Source organism: Stenotrophomonas sp. 220_Sma, from assembly GCF_056487375.1.
Genome location: NZ_CM151348.1, coordinates 201,060 through 220,975, shown reverse-complemented (window position 1 = coordinate 220,975; position 19,916 = coordinate 201,060). Strand labels below are relative to the sequence as shown.

Genomic DNA, 19,916 nt, shown 5'->3' with positions numbered 1-19,916 from the left:
TGATCGGACCACAGATAGCGGTATAGTGACCCCGCTTCTTAGTCGAAGTAGCCGATCAAAGACGTCCCGCCCAAGTGGTTATGGACGTTTTGTGAAGCATCAGAAGGGCCCCGAGTTACAGCTCGGGGCCCTTCTTTTTTGCTTACTGGCAGGCCTCGCAGGCTTCCGGGTTTTCCAGCGAGCAGGCGATGGCTTCGTCCGGGCTGAACACCTTGGCCGGGGCTGCGCTGCTCACCGTGGTCTTGGCGATCTTGGTGGCCGGGCGCGAACGCAGGTAGTAGGTGGTCTTGATGCCCTGCTTCCAGGCGTACATGTACATGGAGGACATCGCGCCGATGTTCGGGCTTTCCATGAACAGGTTGAGCGAGGCCGACTGGTCGATGAAGGCACCACGCTCGGCGGCCATGTCGATCAGCGAACGCATCGGCAGTTCCCACGCGGTGCGGTAGACCTCGCGCAGCGTTTCCGGAATCTGTGCCACGCCGGCGATGGAGCCTTCGGCCAGCTTGATGGCATCGCGCATGTCGGCGGTCCACAGGCCCAGCTTCTTCAGCTCATTCACCAGGTAGCGGTTGACCTGCAGGAAGTCACCGGACAGGGTCTCGCGCTTGAACAGGTTGGACACCTGCGGCTCGACGCACTCGTAGCAGCCGGCGATCGAGGCGATGGTGGCGGTCGGTGCAATCGCGATCATCAGCGAGTTGCGCAGGCCATGCTCTTTGATGCGGGCACGCAGGGCATCCCAGCGCGCGGTGTCTTCCGGCACCACGTTCCAGGCGTCGAACTGCAGTTCGCCACCGGCGGCGCGGGTGTCGTTGAACGACGGGTGCTTGCCGCGTTCCTGGGCCAGCTCGCAGGAGGTTTCCAGCGCGTGGAAGTAGATCGCTTCGGCGATCTTCTTCGACAGGGCGCGGGCTTCGGCGCTGTCGAACGGCAGGCGCTTGCGGAAGAACACGTCCTGCAGGCCCATGCAGCCCAGGCCGACCGGACGCCAGCGCAGGTTGGCGCGGCGGGCGGTTTCGATCGGGTAGAAGTTCAGGTCGATGACGCGGTCGAGTTGGCGCACGGCCAGGCGCACGGTCTCGGCCAGCTTCTCGAAGTCGAACTCGTTGTGCTCGTCGAAGTGGTTGCCCAGGTTGATCGAACCCAGGTTGCACACCGCGGTTTCATCGTTGGAGGTGACTTCCAGGATTTCGGTGCACAGGTTCGACAGGTGGATCACGTTGCCCGGACGCAGGGTCTGGTTGCTGGCGCGGTTGCACTTGTCCTTGAAGGTCATCCAGCCGTTGCCGGTCTCGGCCAGCGTACGCATCATGCGGGCGTACAGCTTGCGCGCGGAGATGGTGCGGTTGGCCTTGCCCTGGGCTTCGGCCTGCAGGTAGGCCTGCTCGAAGGCTTCGCCGAACAGGTCGGTGAACTCCGGCACGACGCGCGGATCGAACAGCGACCATTCCTGGTCGGCCTCGACGCGCTTCATGAACAGGTCCGGCACCCAGTTGGCCAGGTTCAGGTTGTGCGCACGGCGGGCTTCGTCACCGGTGTTGTCACGCAGCTCGAGGAAGTCCTCGACGTCGGCGTGCCAGGTTTCCAGGTAGACGCAGGCTGCGCCCTTGCGCTTGCCGCCCTGGTTCACCGCGGCCACGGACGAATCCATGGTCTTCAGCCACGGCACGATGCCGTTGGAGTGGCCGTTGGTCGACTTGATCAGCGAACCACGCGAACGCACGCGGGTGTAGCTGACGCCGATGCCGCCGGAGAACTTCGACAGCTGGGCGATGTCGCCGTACTTGGAATAGATCGACTCCAGCGAGTCCTGCGGCGAATCCAGCAGGAAGCACGAGGACAGCTGCTCGTGGGTGGTGCCGGAATTGAACAGGGTCGGGCTGGACGGCAGGTAGTCCAGGTTGCCCATGCGCTTGTACAGCGCCAGGGTCTCGGACACATCCTCGCTCAGCGCGCTGGCAATGCGCAGGAAGAACTGCTGCGGGGTCTCGATCACCTTGCGGGTGTGCGGATGGCGCAGCAGGTAACGGTCGTACAGGGTACGCAGGCCGAAGTAATCGAAGTTCAGGTCCAGCGAGATGTCGATGGCATCGTTGAGCTTGCGCGCGTTGGTCTGCACGAAGTTCAGCAGGCGATCGTTGATCAGGCCGACTTCATGGCCACGGCTGACCGACTGCGAGAAGGCATAGATTTCCTGGCCCGAGACTTCCTTGGCGATGTAGTTGGCCAGCAGGCGCGCAGCCAGGCGGCCGTACTCGGGCTCTTCACCGATCAGCAGGGCGGCGGTGCGGATGGACAGTTCGTCCAGCTCGCGGGTGGTGGCGCCGTTGTACAGGCCGGAAATGGTGCGGGTGGCCACGCGCATCGGATCGACGGCGTGCAGGCCTTCGGAGGAACGCTGCACCGCGCGCACGATCTTGTTCAGGTCCACCAGTTCGGTCGTGCCATTGCGCTTGGTCACACTCATCGCGTTGGCCGTCGGCGGCGACGTCAACAGGAATTCGCTTTCCTTCTCGATGGTGGCGCTGGATTCGGTGGTCACGGCGTGTGTCCTCTTGGCGTGATTGGTGGGTGCTCGATGCATCGGGTGACGCAGCCCGGGACATGACAGCCCAGGATGGCAGGACGGCGTCGCAGGGGATGAGACCCTGCGCCTGCCACTGCCGTTGACGATCGCGGATGGGTACCCCGGGCACCCCCTGGAATTGGGGTTGCTGCGACCGACGGCCACAAGATAGTGGGGGTAATGGGGTCCGTCAACGCCAAATGTAGTGAAATTCGGCAATCCCTTGCGCCGCAAGGATCGTGCCATCGGCGCCCGGATCAGACGCTTCAGACCTGCCGGAACGGGCTGCGCAGTCAAGCCCGAAAGGCGTCATCGCGGTGGTACAACGCACCGCGAAAACGGAACAATGACAGCTTCACATGACAGTGATGAAACTGGCTAGGGACAACCCTGTGGATAGCTGGTGGGCAGCCGGTGGGAATCCGGTGGACGGGTGACTTCCGGCCGGTGACGCCCGCGCGCTGGCAGCGGATGCTGGCCGCTCGCTCCCGGAAAAGGATGCTCCGATGCACCTGCGGTTGCCCGCGCTGGCCCTGCTGCCTGCCCTGTTCATTGCCCCGGCGCTGGCCGCCGAAGGGCCGGACCTGCGTTCGGACCAGTGCGGCATCCATACCGACTACGACGTGCTGGTGGACAGCGGCGGCATCTGGCTGCGGCATGGCCCGCAGGCGCCGCACGAGGTGGTGTTCCACGATGGCGTGCTGAGCCTGGACGACACGATCGTGCCGGTCAGCGAGGCCGACGCCGCCCGCCTGCGGCAGATGGAGGCCGGGGCGCGGCAGCTGATGCCGGCGGCCACCGCGCTGGCCCATGAAGTGAGTGGGCTGAGCTTCGACGTGCTCGACGGGGTCTATGAGAGCCTCACCGGCACCGCCAACAGCCGCAAGGTCCGGCGCCTGCGCCGGCAGGCCGATGACTGGATCGGCGGCACGCTGGGCAAGGGTTACTGGGAACAGGCAGTGTTCGGGCCGGGATTCGAGGCCAAGGTGCAGGACATGGCCGAGTCGCTGTCCGCGTCCATCGCCCGCAGCGTGCTGTGGCAGGTGTTCACCGGTCGCAGCGATGCGATGGAGGAACGCGCCGACCGCCTGGACGCGCAGATGGAACAGCAGCTGGAAGGCCGCGCCGAGCGCATCGAGGCCCGCGCGCAGGCGCTGTGCCCGCTGGTGCAGTCGCTGGCAGACGCCCACGACGCGCTGGAAGTGCGCTACCAAGGCCAGCCACTGCGGCTGCTGGAGCGCGGCGAGAGCGTACGGGTAGAGCACGGCGATGGCTCGGGCCTGCATGTGTCGGCCGGGCCGGATGAGCGGCCGCGTGGGAACGCCGTGGCGCCGACCCGGTAACCGCGCGGCGGATGCCGGCCAGCGGCCGGCACTACCGGAACCCTGGCCGGCAACGCATTTACCTGGGTGGCGCCCTCACGCCCGGTGCGGGGTACCCAGGTACTCGGCGCTCTGCATCTCGATCAGGCGCGAGGCGGTGCGCTCGAACGCGCCCTGCAGGCGCTGGCCGGTGTACAGCTCGATCGGCGAGGTGCTGGCGGTGCAGACCAGGTTGACGTGGCGGTCGTACAGTTCGTCGATCAGGTTGACGAAGCGGCGCGCGGCATCTTCGTTCAAACGGTCGAAGGCGGGGATGCCGCCCAGCAGCACGGTGTTGAACTCGTGCGCGATCTCGATGTAATCCGACGGGCCACGCGGGCCTTCGCACAACGCGGCGAAATCGAACCAGGCAATGCTCTTGCCGCGCCCACGCACCGCAATCTTGCGGCCCTCGATCTCGATGTTGCCGGGCTTGGCCGGCTGGCCGCCACTCAGTTCGTTCCAGCGCGTGGCCAGCCACTCATCACTGTCGGCGGCCAGCGGTGCGCGGTACACCGGCGAGCGGGTCAGCGCACGCATCCGGTAATCCTCGGTGCCCTCGGCGTACAGCTCCACGCAGAAGCGCTGCAGCAGGCCGATGGCCGGCAGGAAGCTCTCGCGCTGCAGGCCGTTGAGGTACAGGTTCTCCACCGCCGTGTTGGAGGTGGTGACCAGGGTCACGCCTTCGGCGAACAGGCGCTCCAGCAGCCGTGCCAGCAGCATCGCATCGCCGATGTCGGTGACGAAGAATTCGTCCAGCACCAGCACCCGCAGGTTGCTGCGCCATTCCTGGGCGATCTTCGCCAGCGGGTCGCTCTGCCCCTGGTGCTCGCGCAGGCGCTCGTGGACGCTGCGCATGAAGCGGTGGAAATGCGTGCGGTACTTCTGTTTGATCGGCAGGCCGTCGTAGAACAGGTCGACCAGGAAGGTCTTGCCACGGCCGACGCCGCCCCAGAAGTACAGACCCTTCACCGGCTCGGGCTTCTTCCAGAACGAGGACAGGCGGTCCAGCCAGCCGTCTTCGGCGCTGTCGACCAGGCCCAGGTGGATGCGGTCCAGTTCGGCCAGCGCTGCGTGCTGGGCCGGGTCGTTCTGCCAGTCGCCACGGGCAACCCCTTCCGCGTACCGCTGCGACGGGGTCAGCTCGGTTGCACTCATGCCGCTGCGCCCAGCCAGTGCTTGACGCCGTGGGTCAGCGCGCCGCGCAGGTCGATCAGCTTGCGGTGGAAGAAATGGCTGGTCTCGGGCATGCGCACCAGCTCATGCGGGACGTCCAGCGTGTCCAGCCACTGGTAGACGGCCTGCGGGTCGACGATCTCGTCCTGCTCGCCCTGGATCACCAGCCAGCGGGCCGGCGGCGCGATGCCATCGAAATCCCAGCGGCCGGCCGGCGGTGCGATCGAGATCAGCGCTTCCGGCTGCAGCGCGGCAGCAGCCTTCAGCGACACGAACGCGCCGAAGCTGAAACCGGCCAGCCACAGGCGGTCGTCGGGCCGCTGGCTGCGCACCCAGGCGGCGACGGCTTTCAGGTCATCCTGCTCGCCCACGCCATGGTCGAACTCACCGGCCGACGCGCCGACGCTGCGGAAGTTGAAGCGTACCGTGGCGATGCCCAGCTCGCGCAGGGTGGTGGCGGTCATGGTGACCACCTTGTTGTGCAGGGTGCCGCCTTCGGTGGACAGCGGATGGCAGATGATGGCCACGATCGGCTGCACCGGCACATCGGCCTTGGGCAGGTCGACGACCACCTCCAGCGGGCCGGCCGGGCCGGCCAGTTCGAGGCAGGCGGTTTCGCCGGGGGCGACGGGGAACGAAGGCTTGTGCATGGCACCATGATACCGTCCCCTGCCCCTGCCCTGTGCCCGCCCCATGCTCTACCTGTCCTTGGCCGTGATCTGCAGCGTGCTGGTTTCGGTGTTGTTGAAGGTGGCCGGACGCCGCCAGCTGGATGTTTCGCAGATGGTCACCTGGAACTATCTGGTGGCGGCAACGCTCACCGCCGTGGTGCTGCAGCCGCCGCTGGACGCACTGCGCGCGCCACATGCCCCGTGGCTGTCGCTGCTGGCACTGGCGGTGGTGCTGCCATCGATCTTCCTGGTGCTGGGCCGCGCGGTGGCGGTGGCCGGCATCGTCCGCAGCGACGTGGCGCAGCGCTTGTCGTTGCTGCTGTCTTTGGCCGCCGCCTTCCTGTTCTTCGGCCAGACTGCGACGCCGTGGAAGCTCGCCGGTCTCGGCCTGGGCCTGCTGGCGATGGTGGCGATCAGCCTGCGCCCGCGCGGCCCGGCGGTGGCGTCCTCACCCGGCGGCTGGGGCTGGCTGCTGGGCGTCTGGGCCGGGTTCGCGGTGGTCGACGTGCTGCTCAAGCAGGTGGCGCTGTCCGGCACGCCGTCGATGGCGGCGGTGCTGGCCAGCTTCAGCGTGGCCTTCGTGCTGATGCTGGCACTTCAGCTGTGGCGGCACGCCAGTGGCCGCAGCCGGTTGGCCTGGCGCAACCTCGGTGCGGGCGCGCTGCTGGGCCTGCTCAACGGCGGCAACATTCTTTTCTATGTGCACGCGCATCAGTCCATGCCGGAGAGCCCGGCCACCGTGTTCGCCGGCATGAACATCGGCGTGGTGGTGCTGGGCGCGCTGGTGGGCGTGTTCGCCTTCGGCGAGGCCACCACGAAGTGGAACCGCGCCGGGCTGGCGCTGGCGGTGCTGGCGATTGGATTGATCGCCTGGGGCTGAGCCCGGCCTCGGGGTCAGAGCCCATTTCGTTGGAATGGGATCCGACCCGGCGCTGGGCGTTATTTATCGAAGCCCAGCAGCAGCGGATCGTGGTCGGAACTGCGCCACGGGCCCTGCACGTTGCGGCCCTGGTAGCCGCTGGCGTCCTGTTCGTCGGCATTGCTGTGCCACTCGGCGGCACCGCGCAGGCGCTGGGCCATGCCCTGGCTCAGCAGCGCATGGTCGAGGCGGCCGGTATAGCCGTTGTAGACGTAGCTGTAAGGATGCTCGACCTGGGCGACCTTGAATGCGTCCTGCCAGCCCAGGTCATGCAGGGTGCGGATCGGGTCTTCCATCGCGTAGGCGTTGAAATCGCCCAGCAGCACCACGTCCTTCACCTTCAGGCGGCCAGCTTCGGCCTGCACCCACTGGTTCAACTGCTTTGCCGATTCCACCCGGGTGGCATTCCAGCAACCCTGGCCATCGTTGCGGTCGGCATCGCCGCCGCTGGCATCACGGCAGCCCTTGGACTTGAAATGGTTGGCGACCACCATGAACGGTGCGCCCTTGCCCTGGAAGGCCTGCGCCAGCGGTGCGCGGCTGTGTTCGGCGAAAGGACCGTCGGTTCTGGTCAACGGCTTGCCCAGCGGCTTGAACGCGCTCCTGCGATAGATGATGCCAACCCGGATCGGGTTGCTGCCCGGCCCCTCGCCGGCATCGACGAAGGCCCACTGCTTGTCGGCGGCAAGACCGGCGTTGAGGGCGCTGACCAGTTCGGCGATGGCCGACTGCGGGCCATAGCCATCGTTTTCCAGCTCCATCAACGCGGCGATGTCGGCACCGAGCGCGTTGACCGTGGCCACCAGCTTGCCGACCTGCGCCTTGTGCTCTTCCAGCGTGCGCGCGCCGCGCAGGGTCGGGAAGCCACCGCCCTGGCCATCGCCATTGAAGAAGTTCTCCAGGTTGAATGCAGCGATATGCAGGCTGCCCGGCACCGTCGGCACCGCCGGACGCTTCAGCTCGGGCAACGTGAGTGCACCCTCGACCTGCAGGCGCGGACGGCCCTGTGCATCCACGTGCACGACACCTTCCACATTGCGCAGCTGCATGCCGGTGCGCAGCACCGGGTTGGCTGGCAGGTAGGCCACGCTGGCCGGGTCGCGGGCTTCGCTGCCGTCGTCCAGCAGCAGGCGGCGGCGCTGGTTGTCGGCCATCACCTGCTCATAGCCGGCAGTACCCGGCGCGGCCACTTCGGTCGGCTGCCAGAGGCGGCCATCGAAGGCCACGGTGAGCTGCCCAAAGCGCTCCAGGCCATCGGTGCCGGCCAGTGTGAGCGGTGCGGCGATGCGCACGCGCTGGCCATCCAGCGCACGCCAGTCGGCCGGCGCGGTGGTCAGCACCACGGTGGCGCTGCTGCGCGCGGCGGACGGCGACGCGACCGGTGCGGCCTGCGGCTGGGCCTGGGCAAAGGCGCCGGCCGGCAGCAGCAGGGACAGGGCAAGGGCGAGGGAACGGCGGCGCATCGACGGGCGACTCCATGGAAGAGGCGCACAGACTAACCCTGAAATGCGAAACCCCGCCTGCGGGCAGGGTTTTGACCTTGGTGGGCAAAGCCTGGGGAGTGCCGGCCGCTGGCCGGCAACCTCATGACCTTCAAGCCATGCGTGGTTGCCGGCCAGCGGCCGGCACTACCGGTTACTTCAGGTTGCCCAGCATCCAGTCCACGGTGGCGTGGATCTGTTCCTCGGTCAGCGCCGGGTTGCCGCCCTTGGGCGGCATGATGCCGCCATCCGGACCGGTATAGCCCTCGATGGCGTGCTTGTAGAGAGTGTCCTTGCCCTGTGCGATGCGCTTGTCCCAGTGCGAATGGTCCAGCGTCGGCGCCATGCCCACGCCGGTGGTGTGGCAGGCGGTGCACAGGTTGTCGAAGATGACCTTGCCGTCCTTGGTGCCGCCGTAGGCCACCTGCGAGGCGGCCTTGGCCAGCGCGGCGGCCTTGGCCGCAGCCTGCGCGGCGGCGCCGGTGCTGCCGGCATAGACCGCGCCGGTGGGCGAGATGCGCTGTTCGGTGCGCTTGGCCGCGGTCGGCGACACCTCGGGCGGAATCCGGGTGTGGATGTAAGCGGCAAGGAGGATGAGGCCGAGGGTGATGGTCGCCAGCAGCGCGATCACCATGGAGAAGCGTTTCAGGAACTCCAGATCGTAATTCCGCACTCTTCGTTACCCCTGGCTGATAGTCGTTGGACCACGGCTGAGCGACTGCGTGATGGACCGAGTATAGAACGCGCTTTGCGTGCGACAACAGGCGTCACTGCTGGTGCGGCGCAGCATTCGACCCCGGTAGTGCCGGCCGCTGGCCGGCATCTCCATCTCTCCGGAGACATCGTGCAGAAGCCGGCCAGCGGCCGGCAAAAGCAGTCGAGCATGGCTCGACTCTACAAAACCCGAGCGCCGATCGCGCGCAGGCAGAAGCTGCAGATCGCATCCACCAGCGCGTCTTCGTCGCGGTGCGCTTCGCGGCTGGGCGCGGTCGGGCCAACCATCGCCTCGGTGAAGGCACCGACCAGGCAGGCGGCGGCCACATGCGCGTCCTGCACCGGCAGCTCGCCGGCCGCTACACCCTCCTCCACCAGCCGCAGGAACACGTCGCCGAAGGCGCGACGACCGCGCATGCGCTCGGCTTCCACGTCCGGGTCGACCGGTTCGACGATGAAGGCATGCGCCAGCCCCGGCCCGGCCAGGGCGCGGCGGACGAAGGCGGTGATCGCCAACCGCAGGCGCTCGCTGGCCACCTCCGGGCCGCTGGCGATGCGCTCCATGATCGCGACCTCGTGGGCCACCGCGGCGTTGAGAACCTCCACGAACAGCTCGGCCTTGGACGGGAAGTGCCGGTAGATCAGGCCGGTGGACACCCCCGCCTGGGTCGCCACGGCGGTCACCGGGGCATTGCGCCAGCCCCCGGTGGCGACCAGCTCACGGGTGGCCAGCAGGATCCGTTCACGGGCCCCGGCCAGGCGTTCTTCCATCAGTGCAGAGCGTTTGTAGGCCATGTTTTGATTCTAGTTTCAATTTTTGAATTTGTATTCACTTCTTACCCGAACCCCGCTACGCTGGGGTCCAATCGCCCGTGCGGGCAGCGGTCCTGCAGACCGCCGCCCGCTCCCCCGCCGGGTGCGTCCATTTCCTGCCATCCCGCCGTGGAGCCACCACAATGCACGTGCCATCCCTGAACTTCGACCTTGGCGAAGACATCGACCTGCTGCGCCAGAGCGTGGCCCATTTTGCCGCCGCCGAGGTCGCACCGCTGGCCGCCGAGGCCGATGCCAGCAACCAGTTCCCGCTGGCCCTGTGGCCGAAGCTGGGCGAACAGGGCCTGCTCGGCCTCACCGTGGAAGAAGAATACGGCGGCACCGGCATGGGTTACCTGGCCCATGTGGTGGCGATGGAAGAAATCTCGCGTGCCTCCGGCGGCATCGGCCTGTCCTATGGCGCGCACTCCAACCTGTGCGTGAACCAGCTGCGCAAGAACGGCAACGAAGAACAGAAGCAGCGCTTCCTGCCCGGCCTGTGCAACGGCAGCCTGGTCGGCGCGCTGGCGATGAGCGAGCCGGGTGCCGGTTCGGACGTGGTGTCGATGAAGCTGCGCGCCGACAAGCGCGGTGACCGCTACGTGCTCAACGGCAACAAGATGTGGATCACCAACGGCCCTGACGCCGACGTGCTGGTGGTCTATGCCAAGACCGACATGGAGGCCGGCGCCAAGGGCATCACCGCGTTCCTGGTCGAGAAGGGCATGAAGGGCTTCTCCACCGCGCAGAAGCTGGACAAGCTGGGCATGCGCTCCTCGCCCACCTGCGAGCTGGTGTTCCAGGAATGCGAGATTCCCGAAGAAAACGTGTTGGGCCAGGTCGGTGGTGGCGTGCGCGTGTTGATGTCCGGCCTGGATTACGAGCGCGTGGTCCTTTCTGGTGGCCCGCTGGGCCTGATGGCCGCGGCCATGGACGTGGTGATGCCGTACGTGCATGAGCGCCACCAGTTCGGCGAACCGATCGGCAGCTTCCAGCTGATCCAGGCCAAGATTGCCGACATGTACGTGGGCCTGGGCGCGTGCCGTGCCTACGTCTATGCCGTCGCGCGCGCCTGCGACCAGGGCCGAACCACCCGCCAGGATGCCGCCGGTGCCATTCTGTACGCCGCCGAGAAGGCCACCTGGCTGACCGGCCAGGCGATCCAGATCCTCGGTGGCAACGGCTACATCAACGAATACCCGACCGGCCGCTTGTGGCGCGACGCCAAGCTGTATGAAATCGGCGCCGGCACGTCGGAGATCCGCCGCATGCTGATCGGCCGCGAACTGTTCCAGCGCACCCTGTAAGGCCAACGCGATGACCGTCCTGAACAGCCAGCTGCAACCGGGCAGCGAAACGTTTGAAAGCAACCGCGCCGCCATGCAGGCCGTGGTCGACGACCTGCACGCCACCCTCGCCCGCACCGCACTGGGTGGCAGCGAGGCGGCGCGCGCCAAGCACACCGCTCGCGGCAAGCTGCTGGTGCGCGACCGCATCGACGCCCTGCTCGACCCCGGCAGCGCCTTCCTGGAAATCGCGCCGCTGGCCGCGCACGGCATGTACGAAGACGCCGTGCCCGCCGCGGGCGTGGTGGCCGGCATCGGCCGCGTCAGCGGCGTGGAATGCGTGATCGTGGCCAACGACGCCACGGTGAAGGGCGGCACCTACTACCCGATGACGGTGAAGAAGCACCTGCGCGCGCAGGAGATCGCCGAGCAGAACCACCTGCCCTGCATCTACCTGGTCGATTCCGGTGGCGCCTTCCTGCCGCTGCAGGACGAGGTGTTCCCCGACCGCGATCATTTCGGCCGCATCTTCTACAACCAGGCCAACCTGTCCGCGCAGGGCATCCCGCAGATTGCCTGCGTGATGGGTAGCTGCACCGCCGGCGGCGCCTATGTGCCGGCGATGAGCGATGAGACGGTGATCGTGCGCGAACAGGGCACCATCTTCCTCGGCGGCCCGCCGCTGGTGAAGGCCGCCACCGGTGAAGTGGTGACGGCCGAGGAACTGGGCGGTGCCGACGTGCACACGCGCATTTCCGGCGTTGCCGACCACATGGCCGACAACGACCTGCAGGCGCTGGCGCGGGTGCGCGCGATCATCGCGCAGTTGAACTGGCGCAAGCCGGAACCGGCGATGGCGGTGCAGGCCAGCGAAGAACCACTGCTGCCGGCACACGAACTGTACGGGGTGATCCCGGCCGACACGCGCAAGCCCTACGACGTGCGCGAGGTCATCGCGCGCCTGGTCGATGGCTCGCGCTTCGATGAGTTCAAGCCGCGCTACGGCGCAACGCTGGTGACCGGCTTTGCGCATCTGAACGGCTACCCGATCGGCATCATCGCCAACAACGGCATCCTGTTCTCCGAGTCGGCACTGAAGGGCGCACACTTCATCGAGCTGTGCACCCAGCGCAACATCCCGCTGGTGTTCCTGCAGAACATTACCGGCTTCATGGTCGGCCGCAAGTACGAACAGGGCGGCATCGCCAAGGACGGCGCCAAGCTGGTGATGGCCGTGGCCTGCGCCAAGGTGCCCAAGTTCACCGTGGTGATCGGTGGTTCGTTCGGTGCCGGCAACTACGGCATGTGCGGCCGCGCGTACTCGCCGAACTTCCTGTGGATGTGGCCGAACGCGCGCATCGGCGTGATGGGCGGCGAACAGGCCGCCAGCGTGCTGGCCACGGTCAAGCGCGATGGCATCGAAGCCAAGGGCGGCCAGTGGCCGGCAGTGGAGGAAGATGCATTCAAGGCACCTATCCGCGACCAGTTCGAGCAGCAGGGCCATCCGTACTACGCCAGCGCGCGCCTGTGGGATGACGGCGTGATCGATCCGGCCGACACCCGCCGGGTGCTGGCCCTGGCGCTGTCGGCCAGCCTCAACGCCGCCCCGCAGCAGACGCGCTTCGGCGTGTTCCGCATGTAACCCGTGCCATGACCGAGCCTGTTGCCATGTTCACCAAAGTCCTCATCGCCAACCGTGGCGAAATCGCCTGTCGCGTCATCGCCACCTGCCGCCGCCTCGGCATCGCCACCGTGGCGGTGTATTCCGATGCGGACCGCAACGCACGCCATGTGCGCCTGGCCGACGAAGCCATCCACATTGGTCCGGCCGCCGCACGTGAGAGCTACCTGCGTAGCGATGCCCTGCTCGACGCCGCACGCCTGACCGGCGCGCAGGCGATCCACCCCGGTTATGGCTTCCTGTCCGAGAACGCCGACTTCGCCGATGCCTGCGCGGCGGCCGGCATCACCTTCATCGGCCCGCCGGCCAGCGCCATCCGCGCGATGGGCGACAAGAGCGCGGCCAAGGCGCTGATGGCCAAGGCCGGCGTGCCGCTGACCCCGGGCTACCACGGCGACCAGCAGGACCCCGCGTTCCTGCGCGCACAGGCCGACGGCATCGGCTACCCGGTGCTGATCAAGGCCAGCGCCGGCGGCGGTGGCAAGGGCATGCGCAAGGTCGAGCGCAGCGAGGACTTCGTCGATGCGCTGGCCAGCTGCCAGCGCGAGGCGGCCTCGGCGTTCGGCAACGACCACGTGCTGGTCGAGAAGTATGTCGAGCGCCCGCGCCATATCGAGATCCAGGTGTTCGGCGACAGCCACGGTGAAGCGGTCTATCTGTTCGAGCGCGACTGCTCGGTGCAGCGCCGCCACCAGAAGGTGCTGGAAGAGGCGCCGGCGCCGGGCATGAGCGCAGAACGTCGTGCTGCAATGGGCAAGGCGGCAGTCGATGCCGCGCGCGCGGTGGGCTACGTCGGTGCCGGCACGGTGGAGTTCATTGCCGGCCCGGACGGCGATTTCTACTTCATGGAAATGAACACCCGCCTGCAGGTCGAGCACCCGGTGACCGAGTACATCACCGGTACCGACCTGGTGGAGTGGCAGCTGCGCGTGGCCTCGGGCCAGCCGCTGCCGCTGCGCCAGGAACAGCTGGCGATCCACGGCCACGCCATCGAAGCGCGCCTGTATGCCGAAGATGCCGACCGGGGCTTCCTGCCCTCCACCGGCACCCTGCGCCGCCTGCGCCTTCCGACCCCGTCGGCCCATGTGCGCGTGGATACCGGCGTGGAGGAAGGCGACAGCATCACCCCGTACTACGATCCGATGATTGCCAAGCTGATCGTCTGGGACGTGGATCGCGATGCCGCCCTGCGCCGCATGAGCCAGGCGCTGGCGGACTGCCAGGTGGTGGGCGTGACCACCAATGCCGGTTTCCTGCGTCGCCTGGTCAACACCGATTCGTTCGCGCACGCCAAGCTGGACACCGCGCTGATCGAGCGCGAGCAGGCGGCATTGAGTGCAGTGGGCGACACGGATGATGCCCTGTGGCTGCTGGCCGCTGTGGCTGCGGTTGCAAGCACGGGCGGCGCCAGCACCGACGCGCGCGATCCGCATTCGCCGTGGCAGGCCCAGGACGGCTGGCGCCTTGGCGCATCGGCACCGCGCGTGCTGCCGCTGCAGCAGGGCGAACGCAAGCACACGCTGAAGGTGTGGACGCAGGCCGATGGCTGGCGCGTGCAGTGCGATGACGCCGCGCCGGTGCAGGTGCTTGGCACGGCCGATGTGCAGCATCTGACCGTGCAGCTGGGCGAGCGCCGCTGGTCACAGCAGCTGCTGCGCGAAGGCGACCAGCTGTATCTGTTCGGCGCCGATGGCCAGCACCGCTTCACCCTGCACGATCCGGTGGGCGAATCGGACCACGCCGTGGCCGATGCCGGCAGCCTGCTGGCGCCGATGCCGGGCAGGATCGTCGCGACACTGGTCGCGGCCGGCACCGAGGTCAAGCGCGGCACGCCGCTGGTGGTGCTGGAAGCGATGAAGATGGAGCACACCCTGCAGGCACCGGCAGACGGCACGGTGAAGGGTTACCGCGCCAAGGCCGGCGACCAGGTGGGTGATGGTGCGGTGCTGGTGGACTTCGAAGCGGCGTGAACGATGACGCGCCGGGCCCTAGGGCCCGGCTGCATCGGCATTCCCTGCGCGTGGGTCCGCCCGCGGCCACACGTGGCCATCCGGGTCCAGCTCCGCGGTGATCTTTGTGCCACTGCGCCAGCCCAGCCCGCAGATCGCCAACGCACCTTCGGCCATCGGCTGCAGGCCAAGCGCACGCCCGGCCTCGGATTCATTGATGGCCGCTGTAACAAAAGCGCCCAGGCCCAGTGCGGTGGCCGACGCATACAGTGCCTGTGAAACATGGCCTGCATCCAGCGTGACAGCGCGGTAGGCCTTGGCATGGTTCCGATACTTCCAGAAGTTGCGCTCGAAGCGGCACACCAGCACCAGCAGCACGTGTGCATCGGCGAACCAATGCTGCCCGGCCAGCAAGCGCTGGCACAGCGACTCCAGGTCCTGTGGCTGTGCCGGCAGCCGGCCCAGCTCGTGCGCCACCGCATGGTAGTGATACAGCCCCGGGGCCATTCCCTCCACGTTGCGTACCAGCAAGTAGGCCTCCAGCGGATGCAGGCTGCCGGCTGAAGGCACGTTCTTCTTCAGGAACCGCACACCTGGATCGGTTTCCACCTCGGCCTGTGCCATCAGCACCTGCTGCAGCACGCGCGCCAGCAGTGGCAACGGCAGCGCACGCGCGCTATCGAAGTTGCGGCAGGTAGCCCGTGCCTGCAGCTGCGACTGCATCGGATCATCCTCGTAGCACGGCAGTGCCTGCGCGCCATGTATACGCGGAGGTGCCTCGGGTGGCGGACTGCCGTAGCTGCGCACCAGATCGCGTGCGGTCACCAGCTGGTGCTGCTCCATGTCCTGCACGCTGTCCACCTCGTCCCAGCACGACTGCTGGTAGTGCACCGCCGACAGCGGCCACCAGTGACTATCGCGCAGGCGCTGCTCGGCAGCGCAGGCCTTGGCGTGGGCCGGATCATCGCTGACCAGCAGGCCCTGCTGCAGCAATGACAGCACCCGACCGCGCGCGTCCGCTGCTTCCGGCAACGGCTGCCACTGTTCGGCACTGCAGGCCAGCAACCAGGCACAGCTTTCCGCGTCGATCACCTGCACCGACGGCAGGTGCGCCGCACGCACCTGCAGGACCGGCTGCAGCTGCACGCCGGTACCACCAGCCAGTAGTTCCTGCAGGTTGAAGGACGGGCGTTCGACCGGCTCGACGAACAAGGTCCGGCAACGACGGAATCTCATCGCAATGGCATCCGAGGGCTGTTCGGGGCGCCGATCATAGCGTGGCGGGTGCACTTACCCATCAACTTCGCGGCGCCACCGCCGATAATTCCATTTTCCTATTCTGCCGGTGCTGATCCCATGTCTGCCTCCCCCCTTTCCGCCGACGTTGTCCAGCAGCTGCTGGAGCGCCTGGCCAGCGATGATGCCTTCCGGTCCGAGTTTGCCAAGGATCCCGGCCTGGCCCTGCTCGCACTGGGTGCGGACGAAGACACCGTGCGTGCCTGCCGTGCATCACTGGCGTCCCTGGGCAGCAAGATGGAGTTCGCCCAGGCCGCATCACGCATGCGGACCCTGCTTGGGACACGCGCCGCCTTCAATGTGCCGTTCCTGTTCGAGGATGGCTTGCCTGGTCTCCAGCAGGAGTAAAGATCAGGGTGCCGCTGCGTCCGGGCTGCTGTGAGAGGCCACGGGACTCTCCATCAATGCCAGCCGCTGCACGTCGTTCACGTTCAACGGCAGCAGTGCGTAGTCGCCGATGTTCTCTGCAAAGGCCAGGCCGGCATGGTGTTGAAGCCAGCGCAGCTGACGCTGCGCTGCATCGTGCTGACCCTGGGATCGCAGCAGATCCAACTGCAGCACGCGCCACTGGAACAAACTTGCCTGGCGCTGCTGCGCCAACAACTGCTGTGCACGCAGCGTTTCTCCAGCGTCCAGGGCCATGCGTGCCTGCAGCAGGTTCCACAGTTCGCGCAGGCGCGGATCGTCGTCGCGTTCGGGCAGCGCCTGCAGCGCGTCCCTTCGCTGCATGACCACCGTTGCCTGGCCGGCGCGCAGCGCATGGTAGGCAGCGGCAAGAGCGATGAATGCGTTGCGCCGTGCCGGTGCAGGCTGGTCACGATCGATCGCCGCGAGCGCGCGATCGAGCACCTGCTGGTACTCCTGCCCCGGCACGGAAACGCCTTGCCGTGCACGCCAGGCCAGCGCCTGCAAAGCGAGGATGTCACACATCCCACCTGCGCTGGGGCACTGCGACGCAGCCTGCTGCATGTCGCCCGCAGCTTCAGCGCTGCGACCCTGCATGGTCAGCACGGCAGCCCGCTCCATGCGTGTCCCGGGGCCCAATGGCCCCATCGCGGTGAACCCGGCGTTGGCCGCGTCGAAATCGCCAGCCAATGCGGCAATCACCGGCTCCATGCCATCGCCGTTCCAACCCGGGTGCAGCCGCGCACCGCGCAGGGCTGCTTCCGCTGCGGAGGCTTCGCCACGGGCCAATTGGATGCGTGCAACAAACGCCAGCACCAATGCACGGCGCGAATGCTGGCGTCCCAGCAGCGGCTGCGTCGCGGCCAGTGCGCCATCGTAGTCACCCTGCGCGAACTGCACCATCGAGTAGTTCATCCAGCCGGCCGGGTCGTCCGGGTACAACTCGGTCAGCATGCGCCATTTGTCAGCGATGCGTGCAGGCGGTGCCCCTTCGAAATCGGCCGCCCAGGCATCGAGATAGAGCTGGTCGCGCGCGGTCAGGTGCGTACGTTGGCTGACCGCCTTGCGGTACAGCGCCGCGGCCTGCTCCAGATTGCCCTTTGCGTGCTGGATGTTCATCTGCCCGACGTAGGCGAAGGCAAAGGCAGGATCCAGCCGGGTCGCCTGCTCGAAGAACATCAACGCATCGTCATAGCGCGCGGCAGCCGTTGCATCGACGCCCTTGGCATAGGCATGCAGTGCGTCCAGATTGGCGGTAGCCACGGTTGGCAGCGGCCGCTGGTCTGCGCCGACGTCACGAAGCGCTTCGCCAAGGTCGGTACGCAGCGCCGCAACCACGTGATCCGTCGAGGCGAGGATCGAATCCAGCCCGCGACCGTCGGCAAAGCGTGTGTAAACGGTCTGTCCGCTACGCGGATCCACGACTTCGACACTGACCCGTACTTTGCCATTGAGCTCCAGCACACTGGGGATCAGTACCGCACGAACTCCGTCACGCAGCGCGACCTCGATGGCCAGCCTGCGGTCCAGCCGCGCCTGCGGAGGCCGCTGCATCAGTTGCAGGGTGTCACGCACCTTCAGCTCGCTGAGGATGTTGACGAAACGCGACTGCCCCAGGCTGATGTACAGCGCCTGCTCCAGGCTGCTGTCCAACTGGGGATATGCCGTGGCGTTGTGCACCGCCGCCACGATCACCCAGTCGCGTTCGGCGAAGGCGATGGCCGGTGCCGGCCGAAACAGCGTCCACAGCACTCCGCATAGCGCCAGCATGAGTGCCGCCTCGGTCACCAGCGCCGCTGGGCGACGCCACAGCGGCAGATCCCGCCACGCTTTTTCACCCGAGCGCGGGCGACGTAGCGGGGCGCTGCCACGCAACCCCACTTCGAATACTTCCTGGCGTTCGCCGATGCCCTTGAAGCGCCAGCAGCCGTGATCCTTCCAGCGCAGCTCGTCAGCCGCCCAGGGCAGTTCGCTGGCTGCCCGACGCGTCATCTGTTCGGCGGCCGCGGACAGCAGGACCTGTCCAGGCCACGCCAGCTGCATCAGGCGCGCAGCCATGGGCTTGGCCAGGCCTTCCACCTCCACCGGTTTTGCGCCGTGGGCAATGGCCTCGGCACTGTTGTTCCACAGCAGCACGTCACCCACGTGCAGGCCGGCGCGTGCACGCAGAACAACGCCACGTTCGCGCCCCAGTGCATCAACGGCGTTCTGGTAGGACAGAGCAAAGCCGATGCCATCGATGGGACGTTCGAACAGGATGAACAATCCGTCAGACCGATCGATCAGCTGGCCGTTCCAACGCTGCTGCAGGCCAAGCACCAGGCGGTCATGCTGCTGGAACAGCTCAGCGGCGGCAATGTCACCGATCCGCTCGACCAGCTGCAGCGAATCGCACAGATCGGTGAACAGCAGAGTCCGCACCTGCGAACTCTGCATCGGGAGAAAATCCGGAATGCCGTCCATTGCCACCTCTGCTGCTCATTGTCCGCTTTCGGAGTCGCCGCCCCAGCGCAGGCAGTTGCCACCATCGCGCTTGGCCTGGTACAGCGCGCGGTCCGCGTTGGCGTACCACTCGCTCCAGCCCGCCTCCGGCGCCAGCAGGCTGGCACCGATGCTGACCAGGCTGACGTGCGGCGTGCCATGACTGCGTTCGAGCAGGCCATGCACCGCGCTGAGGATGAACTCGGCCGCGTGCTGCACGATCTCATGGTTGCCACGGCGCAGGATCAGGCAGAACTCATCGCCGCCGAGGCGGCAGGCCAGGTCCTGTTCGCCGGCCATCGAGCGCAGGATGTTGCCCATGCTCTGCAGTACACGGTCGCCGGCCTGGTGGCCGTGGCGATCATTGATCTGCTTGAAGCGGTCGCAGTCGATCAGCAGCAGTGCCTGCGGCAACCCTTCGCCATCGGCGCGGCATTCCTGCAGGTACAGGGTGAGGCCACGACGGTTGTGCAGCCCGGTCAGTTCATCGGTACGTACCAGTTCACGGGTGTGGGTCAACTGGTGGGTGGTGATGTACAGGTTGTCCAGCGCGGTTTCCAGATCGTGGTTGCGCCGACGCAGCTGGCTGATCAGCGCCTGCTCGTTGGTCAGCACGCGCATGATCGTACGGCGCAGGAAGTAGGCGACCAGGCCGGGATCGGATTCCACCAGGCGATGGAAGTCGGCCGGGCCCAGCTCCAGTACTTCACAGTCGGCCAGCGCGCGTGCACTGGCGCTGCGCAGGTGATCGCCGACCAGCAGGCCAAGCTCACCGAAGAACTCATGCTGGCCGAGCGTCTTGATCACCAGGTCCTCGCCGAAGTCCAGTTCTATCTGGCCTTGGAGGATCACATACATCCGTTCGCCGCGATGGCCACGCTGGAACAACCACTGTCCGGCATGAAGCTTGCATGGACGGGCATATCTGGCGAACAATGCGACCTCGGCAGCGGACAGCAGCGCGTGCACGATCTCGGCCATCGCCACCCGGGCGATACCTGACGTCACATCACTGTTCTCGGCCGCACCCCTGCCGGTCATTCCCTGCACCCGCCGCCAGCGTCCCCTGGTGAGCCGCGGAGCATAGCACCGCTTTAAAGTGTGCGCCCTATCT

The 19,916-nt window shown here is 67.0% G+C and carries 15 protein-coding genes; 6 read left to right on the top strand and 9 right to left on the bottom strand.

What is annotated here, in order from left to right:
- Nucleotides 1-142: 142 nt before the first annotated feature.
- Nucleotides 143-2,545, bottom strand: coding sequence for a ribonucleoside-diphosphate reductase subunit alpha (locus ACZLIB_RS00965; protein WP_032128210.1), 2,403 nt, complete (start codon nucleotides 2,543-2,545; stop codon nucleotides 143-145).
- Nucleotides 2,546-3,075: 530 nt separating this feature from the next.
- Here ACZLIB_RS00965 and ACZLIB_RS00960 point away from each other — a divergent pair.
- Nucleotides 3,076-3,912, top strand: coding sequence for a DUF2884 family protein (locus ACZLIB_RS00960; protein WP_329914686.1), 837 nt, complete (start codon nucleotides 3,076-3,078; stop codon nucleotides 3,910-3,912).
- 75 nt (nucleotides 3,913-3,987) lie between these two features.
- Here ACZLIB_RS00960 and zapE read toward each other — a convergent pair whose 3' ends face one another.
- Both zapE and ACZLIB_RS00950 read right to left on the bottom strand, forming a co-directional pair.
- Entirely contained in the window at nucleotides 3,988-5,088 is a 1,101-nt protein-coding gene (zapE, locus tag ACZLIB_RS00955; RefSeq protein ID WP_094001642.1) for a cell division protein ZapE, read from the bottom strand.
- Nucleotides 5,085-5,756 (bottom strand): alpha/beta hydrolase, encoded by a 672-nt coding sequence (locus ACZLIB_RS00950; RefSeq protein ID WP_478468943.1) that lies wholly within the window; start codon nucleotides 5,754-5,756, stop codon nucleotides 5,085-5,087. The genes zapE and ACZLIB_RS00950 overlap by 4 nt, the downstream gene beginning before the upstream one ends.
- Nucleotides 5,757-5,799: 43 nt before the next feature.
- On the opposite strand from ACZLIB_RS00950, the gene ACZLIB_RS00945 reads away from it, so the two are divergent.
- Nucleotides 5,800-6,657, top strand: coding sequence for an EamA family transporter (locus tag ACZLIB_RS00945; protein WP_032128214.1), 858 nt, complete (start codon nucleotides 5,800-5,802; stop codon nucleotides 6,655-6,657).
- A gap of 59 nt (nucleotides 6,658-6,716) precedes the next feature.
- Here ACZLIB_RS00945 and ACZLIB_RS00940 read toward each other — a convergent pair whose 3' ends face one another.
- The 3 genes from ACZLIB_RS00940 to ACZLIB_RS00930 form a co-directional block, all read right to left on the bottom strand.
- A complete protein-coding gene (locus ACZLIB_RS00940) occupies nucleotides 6,717-8,159 on the bottom strand; it encodes an ExeM/NucH family extracellular endonuclease (RefSeq protein ID WP_478468942.1) in 1,443 nt (480 codons plus the stop codon).
- A 172-nt stretch (nucleotides 8,160-8,331) separates the two neighbouring features.
- Entirely contained in the window at nucleotides 8,332-8,850 is a 519-nt protein-coding gene (locus tag ACZLIB_RS00935) for a c-type cytochrome (RefSeq protein WP_005407662.1), read from the bottom strand.
- A 221-nt stretch (nucleotides 8,851-9,071) separates the two neighbouring features.
- Nucleotides 9,072-9,686, bottom strand: a complete 615-nt coding sequence (locus ACZLIB_RS00930) for a TetR/AcrR family transcriptional regulator (protein WP_075675641.1) — start codon at nucleotides 9,684-9,686, stop codon at nucleotides 9,072-9,074.
- 161 nt (nucleotides 9,687-9,847) lie between these two features.
- Between ACZLIB_RS00930 and ACZLIB_RS00925 the strand changes: the two genes are divergently transcribed.
- The 3 genes from ACZLIB_RS00925 to ACZLIB_RS00915 are packed head-to-tail and all read left to right on the top strand — an operon-like array spanning nucleotide 9,848 to nucleotide 14,641.
- Nucleotides 9,848-11,011 carry an isovaleryl-CoA dehydrogenase gene (locus tag ACZLIB_RS00925; RefSeq protein WP_478468941.1) on the top strand — a complete coding sequence of 388 codons (1,164 nt, stop codon included), beginning with the start codon at nucleotides 9,848-9,850 and terminating at the stop codon, nucleotides 11,009-11,011.
- A gap of 10 nt (nucleotides 11,012-11,021) precedes the next feature.
- Nucleotides 11,022-12,632 (top strand): carboxyl transferase domain-containing protein, encoded by a 1,611-nt coding sequence (locus tag ACZLIB_RS00920; RefSeq protein ID WP_423173927.1) that lies wholly within the window; start codon nucleotides 11,022-11,024, stop codon nucleotides 12,630-12,632.
- Between the two features lie 8 nt (nucleotides 12,633-12,640).
- Nucleotides 12,641-14,641, top strand: coding sequence for an acetyl/propionyl/methylcrotonyl-CoA carboxylase subunit alpha (locus ACZLIB_RS00915; RefSeq protein ID WP_478468939.1), 2,001 nt, complete (start codon nucleotides 12,641-12,643; stop codon nucleotides 14,639-14,641).
- An 18-nt stretch (nucleotides 14,642-14,659) separates the two neighbouring features.
- On the opposite strand, the gene ACZLIB_RS00910 is transcribed toward ACZLIB_RS00915, so the two are convergent.
- Nucleotides 14,660-15,856, bottom strand: a complete 1,197-nt coding sequence (locus tag ACZLIB_RS00910) for a putative peptide maturation dehydrogenase (RefSeq protein WP_182267048.1) — start codon at nucleotides 15,854-15,856, stop codon at nucleotides 14,660-14,662.
- A 120-nt stretch (nucleotides 15,857-15,976) separates the two neighbouring features.
- Between ACZLIB_RS00910 and ACZLIB_RS00905 the strand changes: the two genes are divergently transcribed.
- On the top strand, nucleotides 15,977-16,264 hold the full coding sequence (locus ACZLIB_RS00905; RefSeq protein WP_049462810.1) for an NHLP-related RiPP peptide: 288 nt from the start codon (nucleotides 15,977-15,979) through the stop codon (nucleotides 16,262-16,264).
- Between the two features lie 3 nt (nucleotides 16,265-16,267).
- Here the strand turns inward: ACZLIB_RS00905 and ACZLIB_RS00900 are convergent, their stop codons facing one another.
- Together ACZLIB_RS00900 and ACZLIB_RS00895 are read right to left on the bottom strand one after the other, a co-directional pair.
- Nucleotides 16,268-18,757: a putative peptide modification system cyclase gene (locus ACZLIB_RS00900; protein ID WP_478468938.1), complete on the bottom strand. Its 2,490-nt coding sequence runs from the start codon at nucleotides 18,755-18,757 to the stop codon at nucleotides 16,268-16,270.
- Nucleotides 18,758-18,799: 42 nt separating this feature from the next.
- Nucleotides 18,800-19,843 carry a diguanylate cyclase domain-containing protein gene (locus tag ACZLIB_RS00895; RefSeq protein ID WP_121503029.1) on the bottom strand — a complete coding sequence of 348 codons (1,044 nt, stop codon included), beginning with the start codon at nucleotides 19,841-19,843 and terminating at the stop codon, nucleotides 18,800-18,802.
- Between the last annotated feature and the right edge of the window lie 73 nt (nucleotides 19,844-19,916).